Source organism: Pseudomonas putida, from assembly GCF_050990305.1.
GTDB lineage: Bacteria > Pseudomonadota > Gammaproteobacteria > Pseudomonadales > Pseudomonadaceae > Aquipseudomonas > Aquipseudomonas putida_AH.
The window spans coordinates 3,619,926-3,640,140 of sequence record NZ_CP158817.1 but is presented as its reverse complement, the minus strand read 5'-3'; the positions used below and the strand labels follow the sequence as shown (position 1 = coordinate 3,640,140).

At 56.4% G+C, this 20,215-nt stretch carries 17 protein-coding genes; 11 read left to right on the top strand and 6 right to left on the bottom strand.

Going from position 1 to position 20,215, the window contains the following annotated elements:
• Window positions 1-44: 44 nt before the first annotated feature.
• Window positions 45-464, bottom strand: coding sequence for an organic hydroperoxide resistance protein (locus ABTV22_RS16370; RefSeq protein ID WP_433735541.1), 420 nt, complete (start codon window positions 462-464; stop codon window positions 45-47).
• A gap of 250 nt (window positions 465-714) precedes the next feature.
• On the opposite strand from ABTV22_RS16370, the gene ABTV22_RS16365 reads away from it, so the two are divergent.
• Window positions 715-1,149 carry a GNAT family N-acetyltransferase gene (locus ABTV22_RS16365; RefSeq protein WP_433735540.1) on the top strand — a complete coding sequence of 145 codons (435 nt, stop codon included), beginning with the start codon at window positions 715-717 and terminating at the stop codon, window positions 1,147-1,149.
• Window positions 1,150-1,342: 193 nt separating this feature from the next.
• On the opposite strand, the gene ABTV22_RS16360 is transcribed toward ABTV22_RS16365, so the two are convergent.
• Window positions 1,343-1,852 (bottom strand): Lrp/AsnC family transcriptional regulator, encoded by a 510-nt coding sequence (locus tag ABTV22_RS16360; protein ID WP_433735539.1) that lies wholly within the window; start codon window positions 1,850-1,852, stop codon window positions 1,343-1,345.
• Between the two features lie 165 nt (window positions 1,853-2,017).
• Here ABTV22_RS16360 and ABTV22_RS16355 point away from each other — a divergent pair, with 165 nt between their 5' ends.
• The 3 genes from ABTV22_RS16355 to mdeB all read left to right on the top strand — a co-directional run bounded on the left by ABTV22_RS16355 (window position 2,018) and on the right by mdeB (window position 6,441).
• On the top strand, window positions 2,018-3,034 hold the full coding sequence (locus ABTV22_RS16355) for a 1-aminocyclopropane-1-carboxylate deaminase (RefSeq protein ID WP_433735538.1): 1,017 nt from the start codon (window positions 2,018-2,020) through the stop codon (window positions 3,032-3,034).
• A 186-nt stretch (window positions 3,035-3,220) separates the two neighbouring features.
• On the top strand, window positions 3,221-3,673 hold the full coding sequence (locus ABTV22_RS16350) for a transketolase (RefSeq protein ID WP_433735537.1): 453 nt from the start codon (window positions 3,221-3,223) through the stop codon (window positions 3,671-3,673).
• 68 nt (window positions 3,674-3,741) lie between these two features.
• On the top strand, window positions 3,742-6,441 hold the full coding sequence (gene mdeB / locus ABTV22_RS16345) for an alpha-ketoglutarate dehydrogenase (RefSeq protein WP_433735536.1): 2,700 nt from the start codon (window positions 3,742-3,744) through the stop codon (window positions 6,439-6,441).
• A gap of 49 nt (window positions 6,442-6,490) precedes the next feature.
• On the opposite strand, the gene ABTV22_RS16340 is transcribed toward mdeB, so the two are convergent.
• The 3 genes from ABTV22_RS16340 to ABTV22_RS16330 form a co-directional block, all read right to left on the bottom strand.
• On the bottom strand, window positions 6,491-6,658 hold the full coding sequence (locus ABTV22_RS16340) for a hypothetical protein (RefSeq protein WP_433735535.1): 168 nt from the start codon (window positions 6,656-6,658) through the stop codon (window positions 6,491-6,493).
• A 12-nt stretch (window positions 6,659-6,670) separates the two neighbouring features.
• Window positions 6,671-6,874 carry a hypothetical protein gene (locus tag ABTV22_RS16335; RefSeq protein WP_433735534.1) on the bottom strand — a complete coding sequence of 68 codons (204 nt, stop codon included), beginning with the start codon at window positions 6,872-6,874 and terminating at the stop codon, window positions 6,671-6,673.
• A gap of 319 nt (window positions 6,875-7,193) precedes the next feature.
• Window positions 7,194-8,126, bottom strand: a complete 933-nt coding sequence (locus ABTV22_RS16330; RefSeq protein WP_433735533.1) for a LysR family transcriptional regulator — start codon at window positions 8,124-8,126, stop codon at window positions 7,194-7,196.
• Between the two features lie 116 nt (window positions 8,127-8,242).
• On the opposite strand from ABTV22_RS16330, the gene ABTV22_RS16325 reads away from it, so the two are divergent.
• The 5 genes from ABTV22_RS16325 (at window position 8,243) to ABTV22_RS16305 (ending at window position 14,936) form a co-directional block, all read left to right on the top strand.
• Window positions 8,243-9,052, top strand: a complete 810-nt coding sequence (locus ABTV22_RS16325) for a gamma-glutamyl-gamma-aminobutyrate hydrolase family protein (protein WP_433735532.1) — start codon at window positions 8,243-8,245, stop codon at window positions 9,050-9,052.
• 14 nt (window positions 9,053-9,066) lie between these two features.
• A complete protein-coding gene (locus tag ABTV22_RS16320; RefSeq protein ID WP_433735531.1) occupies window positions 9,067-10,173 on the top strand; it encodes a M14 family metallopeptidase in 1,107 nt (368 codons plus the stop codon).
• A gap of 15 nt (window positions 10,174-10,188) precedes the next feature.
• Window positions 10,189-11,511 (top strand): MFS transporter, encoded by a 1,323-nt coding sequence (locus tag ABTV22_RS16315; protein WP_433735530.1) that lies wholly within the window; start codon window positions 10,189-10,191, stop codon window positions 11,509-11,511.
• 218 nt (window positions 11,512-11,729) lie between these two features.
• Window positions 11,730-13,109, top strand: coding sequence for an OprD family outer membrane porin (locus ABTV22_RS16310; protein WP_433735529.1), 1,380 nt, complete (start codon window positions 11,730-11,732; stop codon window positions 13,107-13,109).
• A 180-nt stretch (window positions 13,110-13,289) separates the two neighbouring features.
• A complete protein-coding gene (locus ABTV22_RS16305; RefSeq protein ID WP_433735528.1) occupies window positions 13,290-14,936 on the top strand; it encodes an acetolactate synthase large subunit in 1,647 nt (548 codons plus the stop codon).
• A gap of 1,283 nt (window positions 14,937-16,219) precedes the next feature.
• Here the strand turns inward: ABTV22_RS16305 and ABTV22_RS16300 are convergent.
• Window positions 16,220-16,801 carry a hypothetical protein gene (locus ABTV22_RS16300; protein WP_433735527.1) on the bottom strand — a complete coding sequence of 194 codons (582 nt, stop codon included), beginning with the start codon at window positions 16,799-16,801 and terminating at the stop codon, window positions 16,220-16,222.
• Between the two features lie 638 nt (window positions 16,802-17,439).
• Here ABTV22_RS16300 and ABTV22_RS16295 point away from each other — a divergent pair.
• Complete coding sequence (locus ABTV22_RS16295) at window positions 17,440-18,690, top strand: OprD family outer membrane porin (protein WP_433735526.1); 1,251 nt, start codon at window positions 17,440-17,442, stop codon at window positions 18,688-18,690.
• 148 nt (window positions 18,691-18,838) lie between these two features.
• The gene (locus ABTV22_RS16290) at window positions 18,839-20,197 is read left to right on the top strand and encodes a spinster family MFS transporter (RefSeq protein ID WP_433735525.1); all 1,359 of its coding nucleotides are present in this window, start codon (window positions 18,839-18,841) and stop codon (window positions 20,195-20,197) included.
• The last annotated feature ends 18 nt before the right edge of the window (window positions 20,198-20,215 follow it).

The following is a 20,215-nucleotide window of genomic DNA, read 5'->3' as shown; positions in this document are numbered from 1 at the left end:
CGTCCATCGCGAGCGTGCTCGCTCCTACAGGGGAGGGGTGCGGGTTAAACCAGGTTGATCGTGACGTTGATGTTGCCGCGGGTCGCCTTGGAGTACGGGCAAGTCTGGTGCGCTGTATCCACCAGGGTGCGAGCCAGCACCGGGTCAATACCTGGCAGGCTGACATTCAGGCGCGCCTGGAGGAAAAACGCCGTGTCGGTCTTGCCCAGGTCGATCTCCGTGGCGACGCTGACGTCAGCCGGCAAGTTCACTTTCAAGGCTGTGGCGGCCTTGCCCATGGCGCCGATGAAGCAGGCCGACCAGCCAGCCCCCAGCAGTTGTTCGGGATTGGTGCCGTTGCCGTTAGAGCCCGGCGGGGAGAGTTTGACGTCCAGGCGTCCATCGTCGCTGCGCGACTCGCCCAGGCGGCCGCCTTTGGTGACGGTCTTGCCGGTGTACAGCACGGTTTCGATTTGATTGATCATGGGAGTCTCCTGAAGATTTTCGGTGCTTGGGCCCTGGTGGCCTTCGATCGAAGACCCCCGAAGGGCGACGGCTGCACTTTTTCACCTTCATGTACGCGGCATGTGTCCTTGAAGCCCGCGTTATGTATCCCTGTGTAGTTGCGCCGGGCAAACCTACACAAGGATACAAACCCCTGACTCGACAACTTCACACACCCCACGGGCGACGTTTGCTAGCCTGCGCCTTCCGACCTTCAACCGGCGCCATCCCATGTTCAAAATCCGAGTCATGACCCTGGACGATTACGAGGCGGTCATCGACCTCATGCGCAACACCCCCGGCATCTCCCTGCGCGATGCCGACTCTCGCGAGTCGACCGCCCGTTATCTGCAACGCAACCCCGAGATGAGTTTCGTGGCTGAAATCGACGGTGCATTGTGTGGCTGCGTGATGTGCGGGCATGACGGACGCCGAGGTTATTTGCAGCATTTGCTGGTGTTGCCGGCGTTTCGACGCCAGGGGATCGCCAATGCCTTGGTCGAGTGTTGCCTATCGAGCCTGGAGCAGCAGGGCATCCTCAAGTGCCACCTTGATGTGTTCAAGACCAACGAGGCCGCTGCGCGTTATTGGCAAGCCCAGGGTTGGCAGTTGCGGACGGACATCGACCGGTACTCGTTTATCCGCTCTGGCAACGCCAATGCCTGACACAACCCTTGTAGGAGCAGAGCTTGTGTGGTGAGGGGATTCATCCCCGCTGGGCTGCGAAGCAGCCCCAAAACCTAAACCTCCGGTGTATCAGACTCACCGCATACCATGGTTTTACGACTGCTTCGCACTCGAACGGGGATGAATCCCCTCGCCACACAAGCTCTGCTCCTACAAAGTCCATGGCAGGGTTTCAGAGGGGGATCTGCGGCGTCGACAGCACTTGGCGCAGCCCCATGAACGAGCGGATCTGCCGCACGCCCGGCAGGTACAGCAATTGCTCGGCGTGCAGCCGGTTGAAGCTTTGGCTGTCCTTGGTCCGTATCAACATGAAGTAGTCGAATTCGCCAGTCACCACATGGCATTCCATGCAGCCCGAGACCTTTTGCGCCGCGGCTTCGAAGGCGGCAAAGGATTCCGGCGTGGAGCGGTCCAACACAACCCCGATCAGCACCACCATGCCTGCATCCAGTGCTTGGGGTTCGAGCAGGGCCACGATGGCCTTGATCAGACCGGCCTGCTTGAGCCGCTCGACGCGCCGCAGGCAGGCCGGCGCACTCAGTTTGACCTTTTCCGCCAGTGCCACATTGGAGATGGACGCGTCTTGTTGCAGGGCCTTGAGGATGGCGCGGTCGGTACGGTCAAGCTGTGCAGGCTCTACGGCTTTGTTGTTGGATTTCTTTTGTTGGTTTGTTGCGTTCATAGTGTTTTACACGCAATAAAAGGCATTAATCGAATTATAAGTGTGATTAATGTTTCGAAAATGCGGGTAAGTTTGCAACACAAATTTTCAGGTTTTTTCCTAAGATTGATCCATCGAAGCCCTGGCGACAGCGCTTGGATACCCCAATCTTCAAGGAATAGCGCCATGAACCTGAATCGTTTCAAACGTTATCCGTTGACCTTCGGTCCATCTCCCATCACCCCCTTGAAGCGCCTGAGCGAGCACTTGGGCGGCAAGGTCCAGTTGTATGCCAAGCGCGAAGACTGCAACAGCGGCCTGGCCTTTGGCGGGAACAAAACGCGCAAGCTCGAGTACCTGATTCCCGAAGCCATCGATCAAGGCTGCGACACCTTGGTGTCCATCGGTGGCATCCAGTCGAACCAGACCCGCCAGGTCGCTGCGGTCGCCGCTCACCTGGGCATGAAATGTGTGCTGGTGCAGGAAAACTGGGTGAACTATTCCGACGCCGTGTACGACCGGGTCGGCAATATCGAGATGTCACGGATCATGGGCGCGGATGTGCGGCTGGATGCAGCAGGTTTCGACATTGGCATTCGGCCGAGTTGGGAAAAGGCCATGAGCGATGTGAAGGAGGCTGGTGGCAAGCCGTTTCCAATTCCGGCGGGTTGTTCCGAACACCCCTATGGCGGCCTTGGCTTCGTCGGTTTCGCCGAGGAAGTGCGGCAGCAGGAGGAGGAACTGGGCTTCAAGTTTGACTACATCGTGGTCTGTTCGGTGACCGGCAGCACCCAGGCCGGGATGGTCGTCGGTTTTGCCGCAGACGGTCGCTCGAAGAATGTGATCGGCATCGATGCTTCGGCTACGCCTGAGAAAACCAAGGCGCAAATCCTGCGCATCGCCCGGCACACCGCCGAGCTGGTGGACCTGGGACGCGAGATCACCGAGGACGATGTGGTGCTCGATACGCGTTTCGCCTATCCGGAATATGGCTTGCCCAACGAAGGCACGCTGGAAGCGATCCGCCTGTGCGGTCGCCTCGAAGGGGTGCTGACGGACCCGGTGTACGAGGGCAAATCGATGCACGGGATGATCGAGCGGGTGCGTCGGGGTGAGTTTCCAGAAGGCTCCAAAGTGCTCTACGCCCACCTGGGCGGTGTGCCGGCGCTGAACGCCTACAGTTTCCTGTTTCGTAACGGTTGAGCAATGGGATAGATACTCAGCCCTGTGGGAGCTGGCTTGCCAGCGATGGCGGTGGTTCAGTCAGTACTCATGTCGACTTTTAAATCGCTATCGCAGGCAAGCCAGCTCCCACAGGGGCCGGGTCGTTAGTGCCAACAGTGTTCATGCAATAAAGACTCGCGCCCGAACCACACAGGGAGTCCCACCATGCACGCGATATCGCAATTCGCCACCTGGCTCAAAGAACCTACGCCAGGCGCAGGCGTCGTCATCGTGATCAGCGCCGCGCTGCCCGACGACATGATCGACAAGTTGCACCTGACGATTGATGACTGGGACCAGGTGGCCTGCCTGGTCGTCACGCAGCCCACGGCGTTGATGCTTGACTGGTTGCGAGCCGGATCCGAGACGCAAATTCCCCGGTGTGATGCCAGCCAACTGCTGCGTTGCGTCGCCAAGGGCTGTTTTTTACTGGACATCGAAATGGGCCCGATGCCGGGCCTTGCATGGCTGGGATCGGTCTGCGGTCACACGCTGCGCGTTCTCGAGGTCGGCCCCGTGGCGTCAACCAGCTCAGCGATGGATCAACAACTGGACAGCATTTTATCGGTGACCCGGGCGCTGGCGAAAAACGTGCTGCAAGAGCGCTGTGTCATTTAGCGAAAGTCGACCATATTGACTGAAGCATCCGGTTTGAGAGCGTCACTCGACACTGTCAGGAGTTGCCCATGAACCCGTCCGATACCCATGCCCGGTTGCCGGGGCAAACGGCAGAAGATCTTGCAGAAATCGCCGAGTGGCGTGAGGCACTGTTGTCGGTCATTGCCCATGGCGGCACCGCACAGGCCAAACAGATCCTCGACATGCTGGTGGCGGTGGCAGGCACCTCGGACATCGGTTGGCGGCCAAGTCTGGGCACCCCTTACATCAATACCATCAGTGTCGAACACCAGCCGCCATTTCCGGGGGATCTGGCCATCGAAGAACACCTGGCTTCGATCATGCGCTGGAACGCGCTGGCGATGGTTGCCCGGGCCAATTTCGCCTATGGCGAATTGGGCGGACACATCGCCAGTTATGCCAGCGCCGCCGATTTGTTCGAAGTTGGCTTTAACCATTTCTTCAAGGCTCGCACCGCCAGCCGCGGCGGCGATCTGGTGTTCTATCAACCGCATTCGGCACCGGGCGTCTACGCCAGGGCTTTCCTCGAAGGGCGCCTCGACGAGCAGGACCTGCAGCACTATCGGCAGGAGATTGGCGCTCGAAGCCACGGCGCGCGTGGCTTGTCGAGTTATCCGCACCCCTGGCTGATGCCGGACTTCTGGCAGTTTCCGACCGGCTCCATGGGCATCGGTCCGATTAGTTCGATCTACCAGGCCCGTTTCATGCGTTATCTGCACCATCGAGGCCTGCAGGACACCACCGGCAGGACGGTGTGGGGCGTGTTCGGCGATGGGGAAATGGATGAGCCGGAAAGCATGTCGGCACTGACCCTGGCGGCGCGCGAAGGTCTCGACAATCTGGTGTGGGTGGTCAACTGCAACCTGCAACGGCTGGACGGGCCGGTGCGCGGTAATGGCCGCATCATCGACGAGCTGGAAGCGCTGTTCGGCGGGGCCGGCTGGAACGTGATCAAACTGGTCTGGGGGGCGGATTGGGATGGCTTGTTTGCGCGGGACACGGAGGGCGCACTGGTCAGGGCGTTGTCCAATACCGTCGACGGTCAGTTCCAGACGTTCGCGGCCAAGGACGGGCGCTTCAACCGCGAGCAGTTCTTCGGCCAGAACGAGGCATTGGCGCGCCTGGCCCAGGGCCTGACCGATGAGCAGATCGACCGCCTCAAACGCGGCGGACACGACATGGTGAAGATCTTTGCCGCCTATCAGGCCGCCGTGCTCGAAGGCCGCAAACCCACGGTGATTTTGGCGCAGACCAAAAAGGGGTTCGGCATGGGGGACGCGGGGCAGGGCAGGATGACCGTGCACCAGCAGAAGAAGCTCGACAAGGAGGCGTTGATCGCCTTCCGCAACCGTTTCAACCTGCCGTTAACCGATGAACAGGCCGCTTCGTTGAGTTTCTACAAACCCGACGAAGACAGCGCCGAAATGCGCTACCTGCACGAGCGCCGCCAGGCGTTAGGCGGTTACATGCCGGCGCGATCATCGGCTTGCGAGCGCTTGGCCGTACCCGATATCGACCGCTATGGCGCCTTTGCCATCGCCGCCGAAGGCAAGGAGATGTCCACCACCATGGCCTTCGTGCGAATGCTCGGCGGATTGCTGCGCGACAAAACACTGGGACCGCGCATCGTGCCGATTGTGGCGGATGAAGCCCGCACGTTCGGCATGGCCAGCCTGTTCAAGCAAATCGGTATCTATTCCAGCGTCGGGCAGCGCTATGAGCCGGAAGACATCGGTTCGATTCTCAGCTATCGGGAAGCCCTGGATGGGCAGATTTTGGAGGAGGGCATCAGCGAAGCCGGGGCGATCAGTTCCTGGGTCGCCGCCGCGACCAGTTACTCGGTGCATGGCCTGCCCATGCTGCCGTTCTATATCTACTACTCGATGTTCGGCTTCCAGCGCATCGGCGACCTGATCTGGGCGGCGGCGGATCAGCGGGCGCGGGGTTTCCTGCTGGGCGCCACCGCGGGGCGCACGACCCTGGGGGGCGAAGGGCTGCAACATCAGGACGGCAACAGTCACTTGATGGCGTCGATGGTCCCCAACTGCCGCGCTTACGACCCGGCCTTCGCCGGTGAGTTCGCGGTGATTCTCGACCATGGCATGCGCCAGATGTTGGAGCGTCAGGTAGACGAGTTTTACTACCTCACCCTGATGAACGAGAACTACCCGCAACCCAGCCTGCCCGAAGGTGTCGAGCAGGCGATCATCAAGGGTATGTACCTGTTCGCCCGGCATGAACTGAACGATGCCCGTGGGCGCGTGCAATTGCTGGGCTCTGGCGCCATCCTGCGTGAAGTCATCGCCGCTGCCCAATTGCTGGCCAGCGACTGGAACGTCGCCAGCCGGGTATGGAGCGTCACCAGCTTCACTGAACTGGCTCGCGAGGCTCGGGACGTCGAACGCTGGAATCGCCTTCATCCAGGACAGCCGGCACGCCGTAGCCATCTTCAAGACTCCCTCGACGACCCCGCGCCGATCATTGCCTGCACCGACTACGTTCGCGCCTTGCCGCAGTTGATCGCCAGCTACCTGGATGCCCGTTACACGGTGCTTGGCACCGACGGTTTCGGGCGCAGCGATACCCGTAGCAGGCTGCGGGCATTCTTCGAAGTGGATCGGTATCAGATCGTCTTGAGCGCGCTGACGGCCCTGGTACATGACGGGCAACTCGATGCCGGTGTCTGTGTCGAGGCGATTGCCAGGTACGGTATTGACGTTGACAGTGTGGCGCCCTGGAGGGCGTGAGATGACGAGAGGCTTGAATCGAGTCAGCCAGCGGCCCTTTCACTGAACATCAGGCCTTGCCAGGAAGAAGCCGCGCGCTGACCGCTGCTTCATGGCACTGATGAAACGGGGTGAACAGGACCCCGAACGTTTTGCCTTCGACCTCAAGCGAGGCCAGTTCGATCGCCAATACGCCTATCTGGACCGGATCCGCCGGCTTGGTGTCGAGTTCAGTCATTCAAAACGGTCTTCATCTCTCCGCATCAGTGGTCAGTCGATCTTCCGTCTCCTGAAAACCGAGTGCGATCTTCATCAGCTCGTTGGCACCCTCTTCATCGCCAAACGCTCGAAGACGTTGGGCAACCGTGAACAAATCCACGCCCGACCACTTGAGCAGGGCAGCTGCTGGCTTGAGGTCACGTCGTAATTGCGGGTTGGGTTTGGTCAAATTCATGGCTGTCCTACAGGTGTATCGCCGTTCAATGGGATCAGTGTAGTAACCACGACTCAACACCGCAGGCCATCAGGGAAACCTGAACTTCAATAAAGCGGGTTGCTAAGGACGCCCTGATGTTCTTCGCTGACACCGGCTGGTTAAGGTGTATGGGCTGATCACTTCGCCGCGCTAGAGGGCTGGCCTTTGAATTTATTTAAATAAGACAGTGACGCGGTTTACGGTTTGAACAACCTGTGAATGAACAACCGGTTTTTCTCCAGAGCCCTTCAAAAACGACAAAGCCCTGAATCATCAGGGCTTTGTCGTATGACGTGGGCTACACCGTGTAGTGGGCTATTTCTTTATCGATCTTGATGAAATAGCTTCTTATTATCTCGAAGGCGTGTTCGGTAGAGGGTACCAGCGTACGAAGCGCCAATCTTACGATGCCCAGGGTCATGTCCAGGTTTAGCGCTGGGTACACGTCAAGGGCGACAACGGCTTTGGCTTTTAATGGTTGAAGCATCGCGTTGTAGGTAGAAGGAGAAATCATGTCGGAAGTGGAAAGAAGCTTATGGATGGTTTCCAGGTTGTTTATGTTGACGGAGAAATTCTTTTCAAGTGGAAGTTGCCATCCATAAAGCTGTGAAATATTGAACGCCAACGTATCACTGATATAGCCCGAACCGATGATGGGGTAGTTTTCCAGTTCGCTGATTTTAATGTTCTTCTTTTTCGCCAGCGGATGGTCATGCCTGACAAACCAACCGTAGGTGCATTTATATAAAGGCTCCGCTAACAGTTCCGCCGAACTCGCCGCCGAGCTGACGTCACCCACGAAAAAATCCAGCTTTTCTCTTCGTAATGAGTCCAGCAACGCATCGGTGCTTTCGACCTGAGCCTGAATCCTGAGATTGGGTCCATTGGCGATCAACTCGTTAATCAAGGGCGCTAGCAAGTCGACGGCCAAAGAGGATCCCAATCCAAAAGCCAGGGGGCCATAGGCGCCATTCTTCATCAGGCTCAATGCACGCGCGCCTTCACGCTCATCAAAGACAATGCGGCGGGCGCGATCCAGGTACTCCAGCGCGTAAGGCGTGGGGTGCAAGCGACGATTGCTTCTATCGAAGAGCGATACACGCAGCTCGTCTTCCAGGGCTTTGAGGCTTCTGGATAACGCCGGGACGCTCAAGTGCACAGCCTCGGCAGCCGCGCTGAGTGATCCCGTATCCATCACGGCCACGAAATGGTGAAGCTGTCGGGTGTTCATGAGGGAGGTCTCGAATTGCAGTAATTGCAAGATATTAGGCAGTAAATTGCAATTTACCTAAATAAAGATGACTCCTTACACTCGATCCAATACACACCCATGACAAGTACAAATACATGACTCACGCATCACCCCCCTCGATTCTCTCATCCGCCAAGCCACTGGTCGCGATCGCCGCCGACCGGGTGGAGCGTTACGGTCATCAAGCCCATGCATTGCTCCACGGCTACGTGGAGGCGGTTGTGTCGATTTCTGGAGGGATGCCCCTGGCACTGCCTGCTGATGAGACGGCCATCGATATTGCCAGTCTGATCGCTCACGTCGATGGCGTGGTCCTGACGGGTAGCCCATCGAACGTTTCTCCCCAGCAATATGGAGAAACGGCGATCCCGGAAGGGGCGATGCTTGACCCGGCCCGTGATGCAACGGTTTTGCCACTGGTCAAAGCGCTCGTTGCAGCGGGTGTTCCGGTGTTGGGGATTTGTCGCGGCTTTCAGGAGATGAACGTGGCGTGGGGAGGGACCTTGAATACCGCTGTCCATGAGAAGCCGGGGGCCATCGATCATCGTGAGGGTGATCAATCCCGACCTATCAAGGACTGGTACCAGGACTGCCATTCGGTAGAGATCATTCCTGGCGGCGTCTTGTCGGGGCTGTGTGGCGAAAAACACGTTCAGGTGAATTCGCTGCACCACCAGGGTGTAGAGAGGTTAGGCGCAGGATTGAAGGTTGAAGCGCTCGCGCCGGATGGGCTGATTGAAGCGTTCTCGGTAGAGGGAGCGCCCGGCTTTGCGTTGGCAGTGCAGTGGCATCCGGAAATGCGAGTGAATGACAGTGAACTGGCTCGAGGAATATTCGAAGCCTTTGGTCAAGCATGCCGGCAGCGGTCCATTGTTCGTGCGCAATTGTGCAAAGCAAGTCAGTGAAAAATGAGCGTGTAATGAACACAAAAACAATATCTCAGCTGTTTAGTCAGACGTACGCGCAATCGCGACAAAAATTCCTGGCGGCTGCGCAGTCTAAAGGCCTGACTGTCGACAGTTTTGAACTGGCGTTCAAAGGTGCAGAAGGTGAGACGCTGGCCACCGATGTCGTGGTCGAGGGTCCACGGGATGCCTCCAGAATGCTCATTGTGATCAGTGGGGTTCATGGGGTCGAAGGGTTTACGGGGTCAGCCGTGCAAACCGGTTTGCTTGGGATGCAATTGCCAATACCGGACGATACGTCCGTTTTATATGTGCACGCGATCAATCCGTTCGGGTTCTCGCATCTGCGCCGCGTCACTCAGGAAAACGTCGACCTTAATAGAAACTTTATCGACTTCAATTCTGATCTGCCGCAGAACCCGGGTTATGAGCAGATTCATGACGCCTTGCTGCCGCCAGCATGGCCGCCTGAGCGTGATGACGTATTAGAGAACTATCGCCTGGAACACGGTGACAAGGCGCTGCAACAGGCCATGTCCATTGGGCAATATAAAGCTGAAGATGGCATGTGGTTTGGTGGTCGTGCGCCAACCTGGAGCAACGACACGTTCAGAGAAATCCTGCGAAAGTACACGGCGGATGTAGATGTTCTGGCCTCGATCGATATTCACACCGGGCTTGGGCCTTATGGTTATGGTGAAAGAATATTTGCCGGCTTCGATCATGACATTTTCAAACGTGCGCAGGGTTGGTGGGGCGAACTGACCAATGTGCACACCGGCACCTCGACCAGTGTGGCAATGAGTGGCCCGATCCAGGCCGCTATTGTTCAAGAGTGTGCCAGTGCACAACACATCGGTATTTGCCTTGAATACGGCACCTACCCATTTGAGCGAGTGATCGCTGCACTCAGGGCCGATCATTGGGCCCACCGTTATGGCATGCGCATGACCGCGCAGGGATCAGCCATCGCTCGTCATCTCAAAGACACCTTCTACCCAGACGAGCTTGAGTGGCAGCTGATGATTTGGGAACAGGCGGAGCAGGCCGTCGTACAGGCCCTTAATGGTCTTGCCGTGTTGCGACAGCCAGAGCGCCAAGTGACTGTGAATTTTAACTAACCCGATGATCATTAAATGAATAATCAAACAATATCTCAAATGATCGATACGAGCTGCTCAGGCGCTGAAGCAGCCACTGATCATGCTGCCATCAATAAAAAAGCGATTGCGGCGGCTGTCGCCGGCAATGCCCTTGAGTTTTATGATTTCGTCATTTATGCGTATTTTGCCGTTTACATCGGCAAAGCGTTTTTTCCGGTGGTTGGCGAGTACGGCAGCTTGATGGCAGCCGTTGCAACCTTTGGCGTTGGTTTTTTCGCGCGTCCATTGGGTGGCATTCTGATCGGCGCCTACGCCGACCGGGCAGGGCGCAAGCCCGCCATGATTCTTACCGTGGCCATGATTACGATCGGTACGATTGGTTTGGCGATGACGCCCAGTTACCAGTCAATCGGTATTGCCGCGCCGATCATTGTCGTCCTTTGTCGATTGATACAGGGCCTGGCGCTGGGAGGCGAAGTCGGGCCTGCGACATCGCTACTGATTGAAGCCGCTCCCCCTCATCGTCGCGGGTTTTATTCCAGCTGGCAGATCGCGAGCCAGGGCATCGCGGTCGCGGTGGGCGGCGTCTTGGGTGTTGCATTGTCGTTGTGGTTGAGTGCCGAGCAGTTGGCAACCTGGGGATGGCGCGTTCCGTTCTTCCTCAGCCTGGTACTGATTCCTATCGTTATCTACATGCGTAGAGCCTTGCCGGAAACCCATGAAACCGCGCAGGAACGCACCAGCACTGAAATCGTTGGCGTTGTCATTCGTGAGCATAAAAAGGTCGTACTGCTGGGTGTTTTGCTGTTTGCTTCGATAGGCGTTGCATCGCAAGTCGGCAACTATATGGTCAGTTACGCGGTTCAAGTTCTCAAACTGTCTGCGCCGATTGCACAGGGCAGTGTGCTGGTGGGCGGGTTAGTGACATTTGTCTTTGCGCTTCTGGGCGGTTTGCTCAGCGATCGCCTGGGAAGAAAGATTACTAACTTCATTCCTCGGGTTGCTTTAACTCTGGCCATTGTTCCGCTGTTCATGTGGCTGGTGAATGCGCCTACTTTGCTCACGCTGTTTACGGTGAACTCAGTCATTGCAGCCCTGACCGCCATGTTTGCCACCGCCGGACTTGTTCAAATTCCGGAGTTGTTGCCGATCGCCGTTCGCAGTACCGGTTTGTCTTTGGTTTATGCACTGGGCACCGCGATTTTTGGAGGCACCACTCAATTTGTCGTGACCTGGCTGATTGCGGTCACTAACAGCCCAATGGCACCGGCGTGGTATCTGGCCGGGGTCAGTGTTGTAAGTCTTTTGGCGATGCTGTTCTTGCCGGAGTCGAAAAATAGAGACGTTCGAAAGTGATGTGTTGGGTTCGTTGAATAAGCTCGATGTGGTTTCAAGTTTGAGTGTGTTTGAAGTGTGAATCCATTCAGCATTAGTTGATACGGCGCTGTAGGCCCTCTCTTTTTGAGTTGAGCGCCGTTTCTATTGATGTGTTTCGTTGCGGATTAAATTCGGTGTTATCGAAAGCGGCTGGCGTTCTGAACCCTGTCTAATAATAAAAAACTTCGGTGTTAAATATGATCTGTATGCAGCGTACCGTTTTGCCTTTGGTTTTTCTTGTAGCGACACCGGTGGCCCTGGCGGAAAATGCCAGTCAGGGCTTTATCGCTACCGAACTCAAATCCAGCAGTGCCCAAGATGAAGCGTCAGGCCTCATTGCCGGGCAATCGCTGTCGGGAAGCACCAAGAACTTCCTGTCCAAGGAGCAAGCGGAACGCAATAGCACATTCTTCATCAAGAAGGATAATGGCCCGCCGCAGAAGACGGATCGTCGTGATACCTGGGTACAAGGCACGATCCTGGACTATCGCTCCGGGTTTACTCAAGGTCAATTGGGCCTTGGCGTTGAGCTGGGCGTCTATAACGCCATTGCACTGGAGCAGGGCAAGGGGCGTATTGCAGGCGGCGGCAATCGGACACTGACAGACAGTGATGGCGATGCAGTCGATCAATGGAGCAAGCTGGGGTTGGCTAATATCAAGGCGCGTGTATCCAATACGACGCTGACGGTTGGCCGCCAGAATATGCAAACGCCCATGATTGCAAATAACACGAACCGGGCACTGCCTTCCAGTTTCGAGGGTATCAGCCTAAACAGCCTTGAGTTTAATAATCTGAGCTTTGACTTGGGTGCGTTTGACAAGGTGTCTCCGCGTTCGGAGCAAAGTACGACGGATATCGTGTCCGAGTACGGTAATCGCAACGTGTCGAGCGACGCAGCCTATATTGCGGGGGCGACTTACACACCCTTTGCCAGCTTGAAGACAAGCGTTTATGCGACTCAGGTTGAAGATTTCTGGAATCAATACTACTTCGGTTTTTCGCACAATGCGGGGGATCGAGCGGCACTGGGGCTCAATACGTCGTTCAACTACTATAAAACCAATGACCAGGGCTCGGCTAAAATGGGGCCCATTGATAATGATGCCTATAGCCTGGCCTTTAAATTGACGCATGGAGCCCATGGCCTGGTGCTCGCCTGGCAACAGATAAATGGCAATGAATACTTTGACTATATTCATGAAAGTAAAGGGACGACGCTGGCCAACTCGTTTTTGTCGAACTATAACGGGCCCAATGAAAAGTCGGTGCAACTGGCCTACCTGTTCGATGCAGCACCCTATGGGTTGCCAGGGCTGACATTCTATTTGTATAACGTCCGCGGCTGGGGTATCGATGGCACTCATTACCAGGGCAACAGTTATCCTTCAAAGCGCTCCGACGGTGATAAACACCAGGAGTCGGGTCTCTTGAGTTCATACACCCTTCAAAGCGGTGCACTGAAAAACAGTAGTCTCCAAGTAGGCTATGTGGCGCATCGTGCTACACCCAATGAAATTGATGGCAGTGTCAAAGAACTTCGGATCGTTACAACCATTCCGTTCAACGTCTTCTGAGTTGATGTGACAGGGGCCGAGCATGGGCCTCTTTTGCCGCTCAATCGTAAATATGCCGCTTTGGCAGTTGCTTCGCTTGCTTGATTCGAACGAAAAATCTGGCTGCACGGCTCAGCATTTGATGGGCCGTGCGGCCGTGCAATGCCAATCCCGTTAATAGTCTCTGAGGTTACAAGCTAGATGGCCAAGGCCGCCGATGTCGTTGTGCAATGCCTGGAAAACGAAGGTGTCGAGTATGTGTTCGGCATTCCCGGTGAGGAAAACCTGGACCTGTTGGAGTCCCTGCGTAAATCGCAGATCAAGTTGGTATTGACTCGCCACGAGCAGTCCGCCGGTTTCATGGCCGCCACCTATGGCCGCCTCACTGGCAAGACCGGTGTCAGCCTGTCGACCTTGGGGCCTGGCGCCACCAACCTGGTCACCGCCGGTGCCTACGCTTATCTGGGCGGCATGCCGATGTTGATGATCACGGGCCAAAAGCCGATCAAGAAGTCCAAGCAGGGCCGCTTCCAGATCATCGACGTGTGCAACATGATGGCGCCCATCACCAAGTACACACACCAATTGGCTTCAGCCGATAACATTCCTTCGCGCATGCGTGAGGCCTTCCGGCTGGCGGAGGAGGAAAAGCCGGGCGCCGTGCACCTGGAGCTGCCGGAAGACATCGCCGCCGAACAGACCGACAGCTTACCTATTCCTCGTAGTCTGCATCGCCGTCCGTTGGCTGAACACTGTGCCATCGACGCCGCTGTCGAGAAGCTGCAACACGCTCGCAGCCCGATCCTGGTGATCGGCGCCGGCGCCAACCGCAAGATGACCGCCAAGGTCCTCAAGCAGCTTATCGAAAAGACCGGCATCCCATTTGTGACGACCCAGTTGGGCAAGGGCGTGGTGGACGAGCGTCACCCGCGCTTCCTCGGCAATGCTGCATTGTCTTCGGGTGACTTCGTGCACCGCGCGGTTGAAGCCGCGGACCTGATCGTCAATATCGGCCACGACGTGATCGAGAAGCCACCGTTCTTCATGGTGCGCGGCGGTACCGAGGTCATTCACATCAACTTCCGTTCTGCTGAAGTCGATGCTGTGTATTTTCCGCAAATCGAAGTGATTGGTGACATCGCCAACGCGGTCTGGCAGATCGGCGAGGCGCTGAACGACACCGCACATTGGGACTTCACCCGTCTGCTGGCGATTCGCGATGCCAACGAAGTACAGATCGCCGAAGGGGCTGATGACGACCGCTATCCGGTCTATCCGCAGCGACTGGTGGCCGATATCCGTCGTGCGTTGCCGTCCGAGGGCATCGTGGCGCTGGACAATGGGATCTACAAAATCTGGTTCGCCCGTAACTACAAGGCACACAAGCCGAACACCGTGCTGCTCGATAATGCCCTGGCGACCATGGGCGCCGGCCTGCCATCGGCGATGGCTTCGCACCTGGTGTATCCGGATCGTCCAGTCATCGCGGTATGCGGCGATGGTGGTTTCATGATGAACAGCCAGGAGCTGGAAACGGCGGTGCGCCTGAAGATGCACGTCACCGTGCTCATCCTGCGTGACGACGGATACGGCATGATCCGCTGGAAGCAAGCGAACATGGGCTTTGCCGACTTCGGCCTGGACTACGGCAACCCCGATTTCGTGAAGTACGCCCAGGCGTATGGCGCCAATGGTCATCGCGTGGAAAGCGCCGAGGGATTGCTGCCGCTGCTGGAGCACTGCATCAAGACCCCGGGCGTACATGTGATCGACTGCCCGGTCGATTACAGCGAGAACGACCGCATCCTCAATCATGAGCTGCGCGAGCGATCATTGGCCGTAGGCTGAGGATCAAGCATCCACCAACGTAGGATTTGCAGGGCCTGTAGGAGCTGTCGAGTGCAACGAGGCTGCGATCTTTTGATGTTTCGATGAAGATCAAGATCAAAAGATCGCAGCCTTCGGCAGCTCCTACAGGGAGTCGTGGTGCATCTGGCGGAGTTCACAGCGCAGAAGCCGTAGGCGTTGTAGGAGCTGTCGAGTGCAACGAGGCTGCGATCTTTTGATGTTTCGATGAAGATCAAGATCAAAAGATCGCAGCCTTCGGCAGCTCCTACAGGGAGTCGTGGTGTTCACAATGCATAAGCCGTAGGCGTTGTAGGAGCTGTCGAGTGCAACGAGGCTGCGATCTTTTGATGTTTCGATGAAGATCAAGATCAAAAGATCGCAGCCTTCGGCAGCTCCTACAGGGAGTCGTGGTGCATCTGGCGAGGTTCACAATGCATAAGTCGTAGGCGTTGTAGGAGCTGTCGAGTGCAACGAGGCTGCGATCTTTTGATGTTTCGATGAAGATCAAGATCAAGAGATCGCAGCCTTCGGCAGCTCCTACAGGGAGTCGTGGTGCATCTGGCGGAGTTCACAGCGCAGAAGCCGTAGGCGTTGTAGGAGCTGTCGAGTGCAACGAGGCTGCGATCTTTTGATGTTTCGATGAAGATCAAGATCAAAAGATCGCAGCCTTCGGCAGCTCCTACAGGGAGTTGTGGTGCATCTGGCGGAGTTCACAATGCAGAAGCCGTAGGCGTTGTAGGAGCTGTCGAGTGCAACGAGGCTGCGATCTTTTGATGTTTCGATGGAGATCAAGATCAAGAGATCGCAGCCTTCGGCAGCTCCTACAGGGAGTTGTGGTGCATCTGGCGGAGTTCACAATGCAGAAGCCGTAGGCGTTGTAGGAGCTGTCGAGTGCAACGAGGCTGCGATCTTTTGATGTTTCGATGAAGATCAAGATCAAAAGATCGCAGCCTTCGGCAGCTCCTACAGGGAGTTGTGGTGCATCTGGCGGAGTTCACAGCGCAGAAGCCGTAGGCGTTGTAGGAGCTGTCGAGTGCAACGAGGCTGCGATCTTTTGATGTTTCGATGAAGATCAAGATCAAAAGATCGCAGCCTTCGGCAGCTCCTACAGGGAGTTGTGGTGCATCTGGCGGAGTTCACAATGCAGAAGCCGTAGGCGTTGTAGGAGCTGTCGAGTGCAACGAGGCTGCGATCTTTTGATTTATCGATGGAGATCAAGATCAAAAGATCGCAGCCTTCGGCAGCTCCTACACGGCGTTGTGTGGGGCTAGGCACATTCCCTGTTACGTGAGTTGAAGTCGCTCCAGCGCATAATCCTTTCCGGCCAAGGTCAGTTCAAAAGTGGTCGCGCCGAATGTACCCCTTGTCACTTTTTGCTTAACAAGCCGTTTGGCCTGGAGTTGCTTTAGGCCGGCTTCGACTTCTAACGTGCTCAGTGACACAAGTTTGCAAACCGAGTTTAAGTTTGCAATTTTTCTGAAGTTCGCATGATAGGCCAACGCTTCCATCAGGAGCGTTTCGTCATCGGTCAACTTTGGGAATTGAGGGTTGTTCTTTTTGTAAACTTTTCGCTCAATTTCGTGTAACTCGCCGTCAGTCCCATCCGTGATGCGGGCGTAATAAGTCGCGACAGACAGTGTGCCGATTAAAATCGCGATAATCATCAGCAGCGACCAATTCGGCATGGACGTTTCCAGCAACAGCCAGTCCCGAAAGCGCAGCAGCCAACCCGTGGTATCGGCCAGCAACGTCAGGTCGAAGTAGGTGTCGAGCAGCATTATGGCTGCCCCAGCGACAAGGAGAAATCCAGTCGAGCAGGCCATGGCCTTGAACATGAGCGGGGAGTGCTTGCCTTGTGTTGCCATGCTTCTCGTCTCTAGGGCAGAAAGAGATGTTATGAGCATAGCAGCGGAAAAGTGGCCCTTTGGCTTGCGATCTGCAAGTTCGGCGATTGACCGCACTTCACCCTCGAGTTTCCGCAAGCGCTCGCTAAATCCAGTGGTTGCACGGCGACGACAGCGCCCGGTCTGTGTGCATTCGGCTGCGCAATTGGAGAGCTGTCTGCGCAATCGGGGAGGTTGGCAGGCAGTGCAATCGCTAGTTTAGGGCCCATTGAGCAACAAGGCCTCGATATTGGAAGGGGTATGCAACACAGGCATGTCTCTTCGCTGTTGAGCCAACTAAGGGAAATCTTTAGCCGGGTTGAAGTTTTCCCCTCCAACGGAGGCGGTTCATCTCGATATCGGCGCGGCGTCTGCTGATTTACCTTGGGTGATCAAGAGACGTGTCGTCATGACGACTGTTCCTTTGAGTCCACCCGGCGCTTTACCCCATAACAACAAGAGACCTGGCAATGTTCGAATCCACCGTACTTTATGTCCCTCCTGTCATCCGTCTTGCTGCGCAAGAGGGCTCGGTGTTCGGCTGCCGGTATTTTTAGTTTTTAGTTTGAATCTGCTCCTATAAATACAGTGCTCAGCACATACAGATGTGGAGAAGTTAGATGCATGAGGTAAAACAGTCTTGCCGTGGGCTCGGTATTGCCAGTGTATTGGGAATGATGTGTTCGCCATGGGTGGCACAGGCCGATGTTGTTGATGACAGTCACTTTAAAGTGGATACGCGTAACTTCTACTTGCACCGTAATTACACCAACACTAATGCACCGGCTTCTGAAGTGCACAGTTGGTCCCAGGGTTTCGATGCACAGTTTACTTCCGGTTATACCGACACAGCCCTGGCCATCGGCCTTGATGTGGATGCGCAATACGCCGTGCGCCTGGATTCGTCCGGCAATGACGGATCGCTGCCGTTCAGCGTCAGCGACCAGCAGACGGCCGATGACTACAGTCGCGCCGGTGCGACCTTCAAAATGCGCTACAGCAAGACCGAGTTGAAGGTGGGTGACCAGCGTCCACAACTGCCGGTGGCATTCGATGACCCCAGTCGACAGTTGGACACCATCTTCCAGGGGGCCGTGGTCGAGTCCAAGGAAGTCGATGGGTTGACGATGACCGGCGGCCGTTTCTGGTCGGCCGTGACGCGGGAGTCTTCCAACCACGAGCAACTGTACAAGTTTGGTTCTACCGACAATCTCGACAGTGAGGGCCTGGATTTCGGCGGTATCACTTACGACATCAGCAAAAACCTCCAGGCCAGTTATTTCTATGGCGTGTTGCATGATATTTATCAGCAGCACTATTTTGGCCTGATGCATATGGCCGACTTGGGGAATGGCTACAAACTCAAAACCGACTTGCGTTACTTCAATAACAATGAAGATGGCAATGCGTTAAACGGTGTGATTGACAACCGTTCCTACGGTGCCTTGTTCTCCTTGCTCAAAGGCGCCCACATGTTTGGCCTCAGTTACCAGCGCATGCTTGGTGACAGTGTGTTCCCGACCATGAACGGCTTTATCCCGCAACCTTACCTGGTGCATTGGTCATCCCTTGGCTTTGTCCGTCCGGATGAAAAGTCCTGGGGCGCGCGTTATAGCTATGACTTTGCCGGGATGGGCATGCCGGGGCTGAAGCTCTACACCCGCTACATCAAGGGTACGAACTGGGATCGCGGTGGCAACCTGAGCGATAACCAGGAAAGCGAGCGTTTTCTGGGACTCAGCTACGTGGTACAGAGCGGGGCGCTGCAAGGCCTTGGGCTGGACCTGCGTAACATCGACGTGAAACAGAAGTACGGCTACGACTACAACGAATTTCGTTTTGCCACGACCTACACCTGGAAGTTCTGGTAAGCCCAGTCCACCCAAAGTATGACCCCATAACAATAAGAGGCCTGACCATGTTCGAAACCTTTGTCCTTTGCATCTGCCCCGCAACTTTCCATTCGTTGTCCTGCGCACCACTGCGCCCATGAGCGGATTCCAAGAGGAGCAAACACTAGTGAATATCCAGGTCGATAACGCGGTCCTGCAACAGCAGAAGAAAACCTACATTTATGAGTGGTATGTGGTTGGCTTGTGCATGATTGCCTACATCTTTTCATTTGTGGATCGGCAGATCCTGGCGCTGATGATTGAGCCGATCAAAGCCGACCTGCAGATCAGTGACACCCAGTTCAGCTTGCTGCACGGGTTGGCCTTTTCGTTGTTCTACGCCTTCATGGGCATGCCCATCGCTTACCTGGCCGATCGCTTCTCCCGACCGAAGATCATCGCCGTCGGCGTCGTGTTCTGGAGCCTGGCGACGGCTGCCTGCGGCATGAGCAAGAACTTCCTGCACATGTTCCTGGCCCGCATTGGCGTTGGCGTCGGTGAGGCGGCCCTGTCGCCCTCGGCCTACTCGATGTTCAGCGACATGTTCCCCAAGGAAAAACTCGGTCGCGCCGTGGGCATCTACTCGATCGGTTCGTTCGTCGGCGGTGGCTTGGCCTTCCTGGTCGGTGGTTACGTGATCGCGATGCTCAAGGACATGAACACCATCGAGGTCGCCATTCTCGGCGCGATGAAGGCCTGGCAACTGGCGTTCCTCATTGTCGGCCTGCCGGGTATCGTGGTCGGCCTGTTGATTTGGCTCACTGTGCGCGACCCGGCGCGTAAAGGCTTGCAGGTCGACGCCCAGGGTCGGGCCAAGAAGGTCGCGATGAGCGATGGCTTGCGCTTCCTGGGTCGCCACCGTGCCACCTTCACCTGCCATTACCTGGGCTTTTCGTTCTACGCCATGGTCCTGTTCTGCATGATGAGCTGGAGCCCGGCGCTGTATATCCGCAAGTTCGGCCTGTCGCCCATGGAGGCAGGCTACATGCTCGGCACCGTGCTGTTGCTGGCCAACACCACCGGAGTGTTGTTCGGTGGATGGCTCACCGATTTCCTGGCCAAAAAAGGACACCAGGACGCCGCCATGCGTACAGGCGTCATCGGTGCCTTGGGCATGGTGGTACCGGCCGTACTGTTCCCTCAAGTGGATCAACTGTGGCTGTCAGTGGCGCTGTTAGTACCGGCGATGTTCTTCGCTTCGTTCCCGATGCCGGCGTCCACGGCAGCAATGCAGATCCTCGCGCCGAACCAGGTGCGTGCGCAGGTCTCGGCGGTGTTTCTGCTGATCAGTAACCTGCTGGGCCTGGGCCTGGGCACCACACTGGTAGCGCTGTTGACCGACCGCTACTTCGGCTCGCCGGCGGCGGTGGGCTCGTCGATGTCGCTGGTGATCGTCGGCGCGTCGGCATTGACCGTGCTGCTGCTCTGGCGTGGTTGCCGTCGTTTCCGTGAAAGCTATGCCCGGGAGTACCCGACCCGGGCTTGATTGGTCACTGTCCACGAT

Excerpts from the sequence above, each read along its gene's own strand:
- ABTV22_RS16340 (WP_433735535.1), bottom strand. The coding sequence starts at position 6,658 with ATGACTGAACTCGACACCAAGCCGGCGGATCCGGTCCAGATAGGCGTA.
- ABTV22_RS16295 (WP_433735526.1), top strand. The coding sequence starts at position 17,440 with ATGCATGAGGTAAAACAGTCTTGCCGTGGGCTCGGTATTGCCAGTGTA.
- mdeB (WP_433735536.1), top strand. The coding sequence starts at position 3,742 with ATGAACCCGTCCGATACCCATGCCCGGTTGCCGGGGCAAACGGCAGAA.
- ABTV22_RS16355 (WP_433735538.1), top strand. The coding sequence starts at position 2,018 with ATGAACCTGAATCGTTTCAAACGTTATCCGTTGACCTTCGGTCCATCT.
- ABTV22_RS16365 (WP_433735540.1), top strand. The coding sequence starts at position 715 with ATGTTCAAAATCCGAGTCATGACCCTGGACGATTACGAGGCGGTCATC.
- ABTV22_RS16360 (WP_433735539.1), bottom strand. The coding sequence starts at position 1,852 with ATGAACGCAACAAACCAACAAAAGAAATCCAACAACAAAGCCGTAGAG.
- ABTV22_RS16370 (WP_433735541.1), bottom strand. The coding sequence starts at position 464 with ATGATCAATCAAATCGAAACCGTGCTGTACACCGGCAAGACCGTCACC.
- ABTV22_RS16310 (WP_433735529.1), top strand. The coding sequence starts at position 11,730 with ATGATCTGTATGCAGCGTACCGTTTTGCCTTTGGTTTTTCTTGTAGCG.
- ABTV22_RS16330 (WP_433735533.1), bottom strand. The coding sequence starts at position 8,126 with ATGAACACCCGACAGCTTCACCATTTCGTGGCCGTGATGGATACGGGA.
- ABTV22_RS16335 (WP_433735534.1), bottom strand. The coding sequence starts at position 6,874 with ATGAATTTGACCAAACCCAACCCGCAATTACGACGTGACCTCAAGCCA.
- ABTV22_RS16350 (WP_433735537.1), top strand. The coding sequence starts at position 3,221 with ATGCACGCGATATCGCAATTCGCCACCTGGCTCAAAGAACCTACGCCA.
- ABTV22_RS16300 (WP_433735527.1), bottom strand. The coding sequence starts at position 16,801 with ATGGCAACACAAGGCAAGCACTCCCCGCTCATGTTCAAGGCCATGGCC.
- ABTV22_RS16320 (WP_433735531.1), top strand. The coding sequence starts at position 9,067 with ATGAACACAAAAACAATATCTCAGCTGTTTAGTCAGACGTACGCGCAA.
- ABTV22_RS16305 (WP_433735528.1), top strand. The coding sequence starts at position 13,290 with ATGGCCAAGGCCGCCGATGTCGTTGTGCAATGCCTGGAAAACGAAGGT.
- ABTV22_RS16315 (WP_433735530.1), top strand. The coding sequence starts at position 10,189 with ATGAATAATCAAACAATATCTCAAATGATCGATACGAGCTGCTCAGGC.
- ABTV22_RS16325 (WP_433735532.1), top strand. The coding sequence starts at position 8,243 with ATGACTCACGCATCACCCCCCTCGATTCTCTCATCCGCCAAGCCACTG.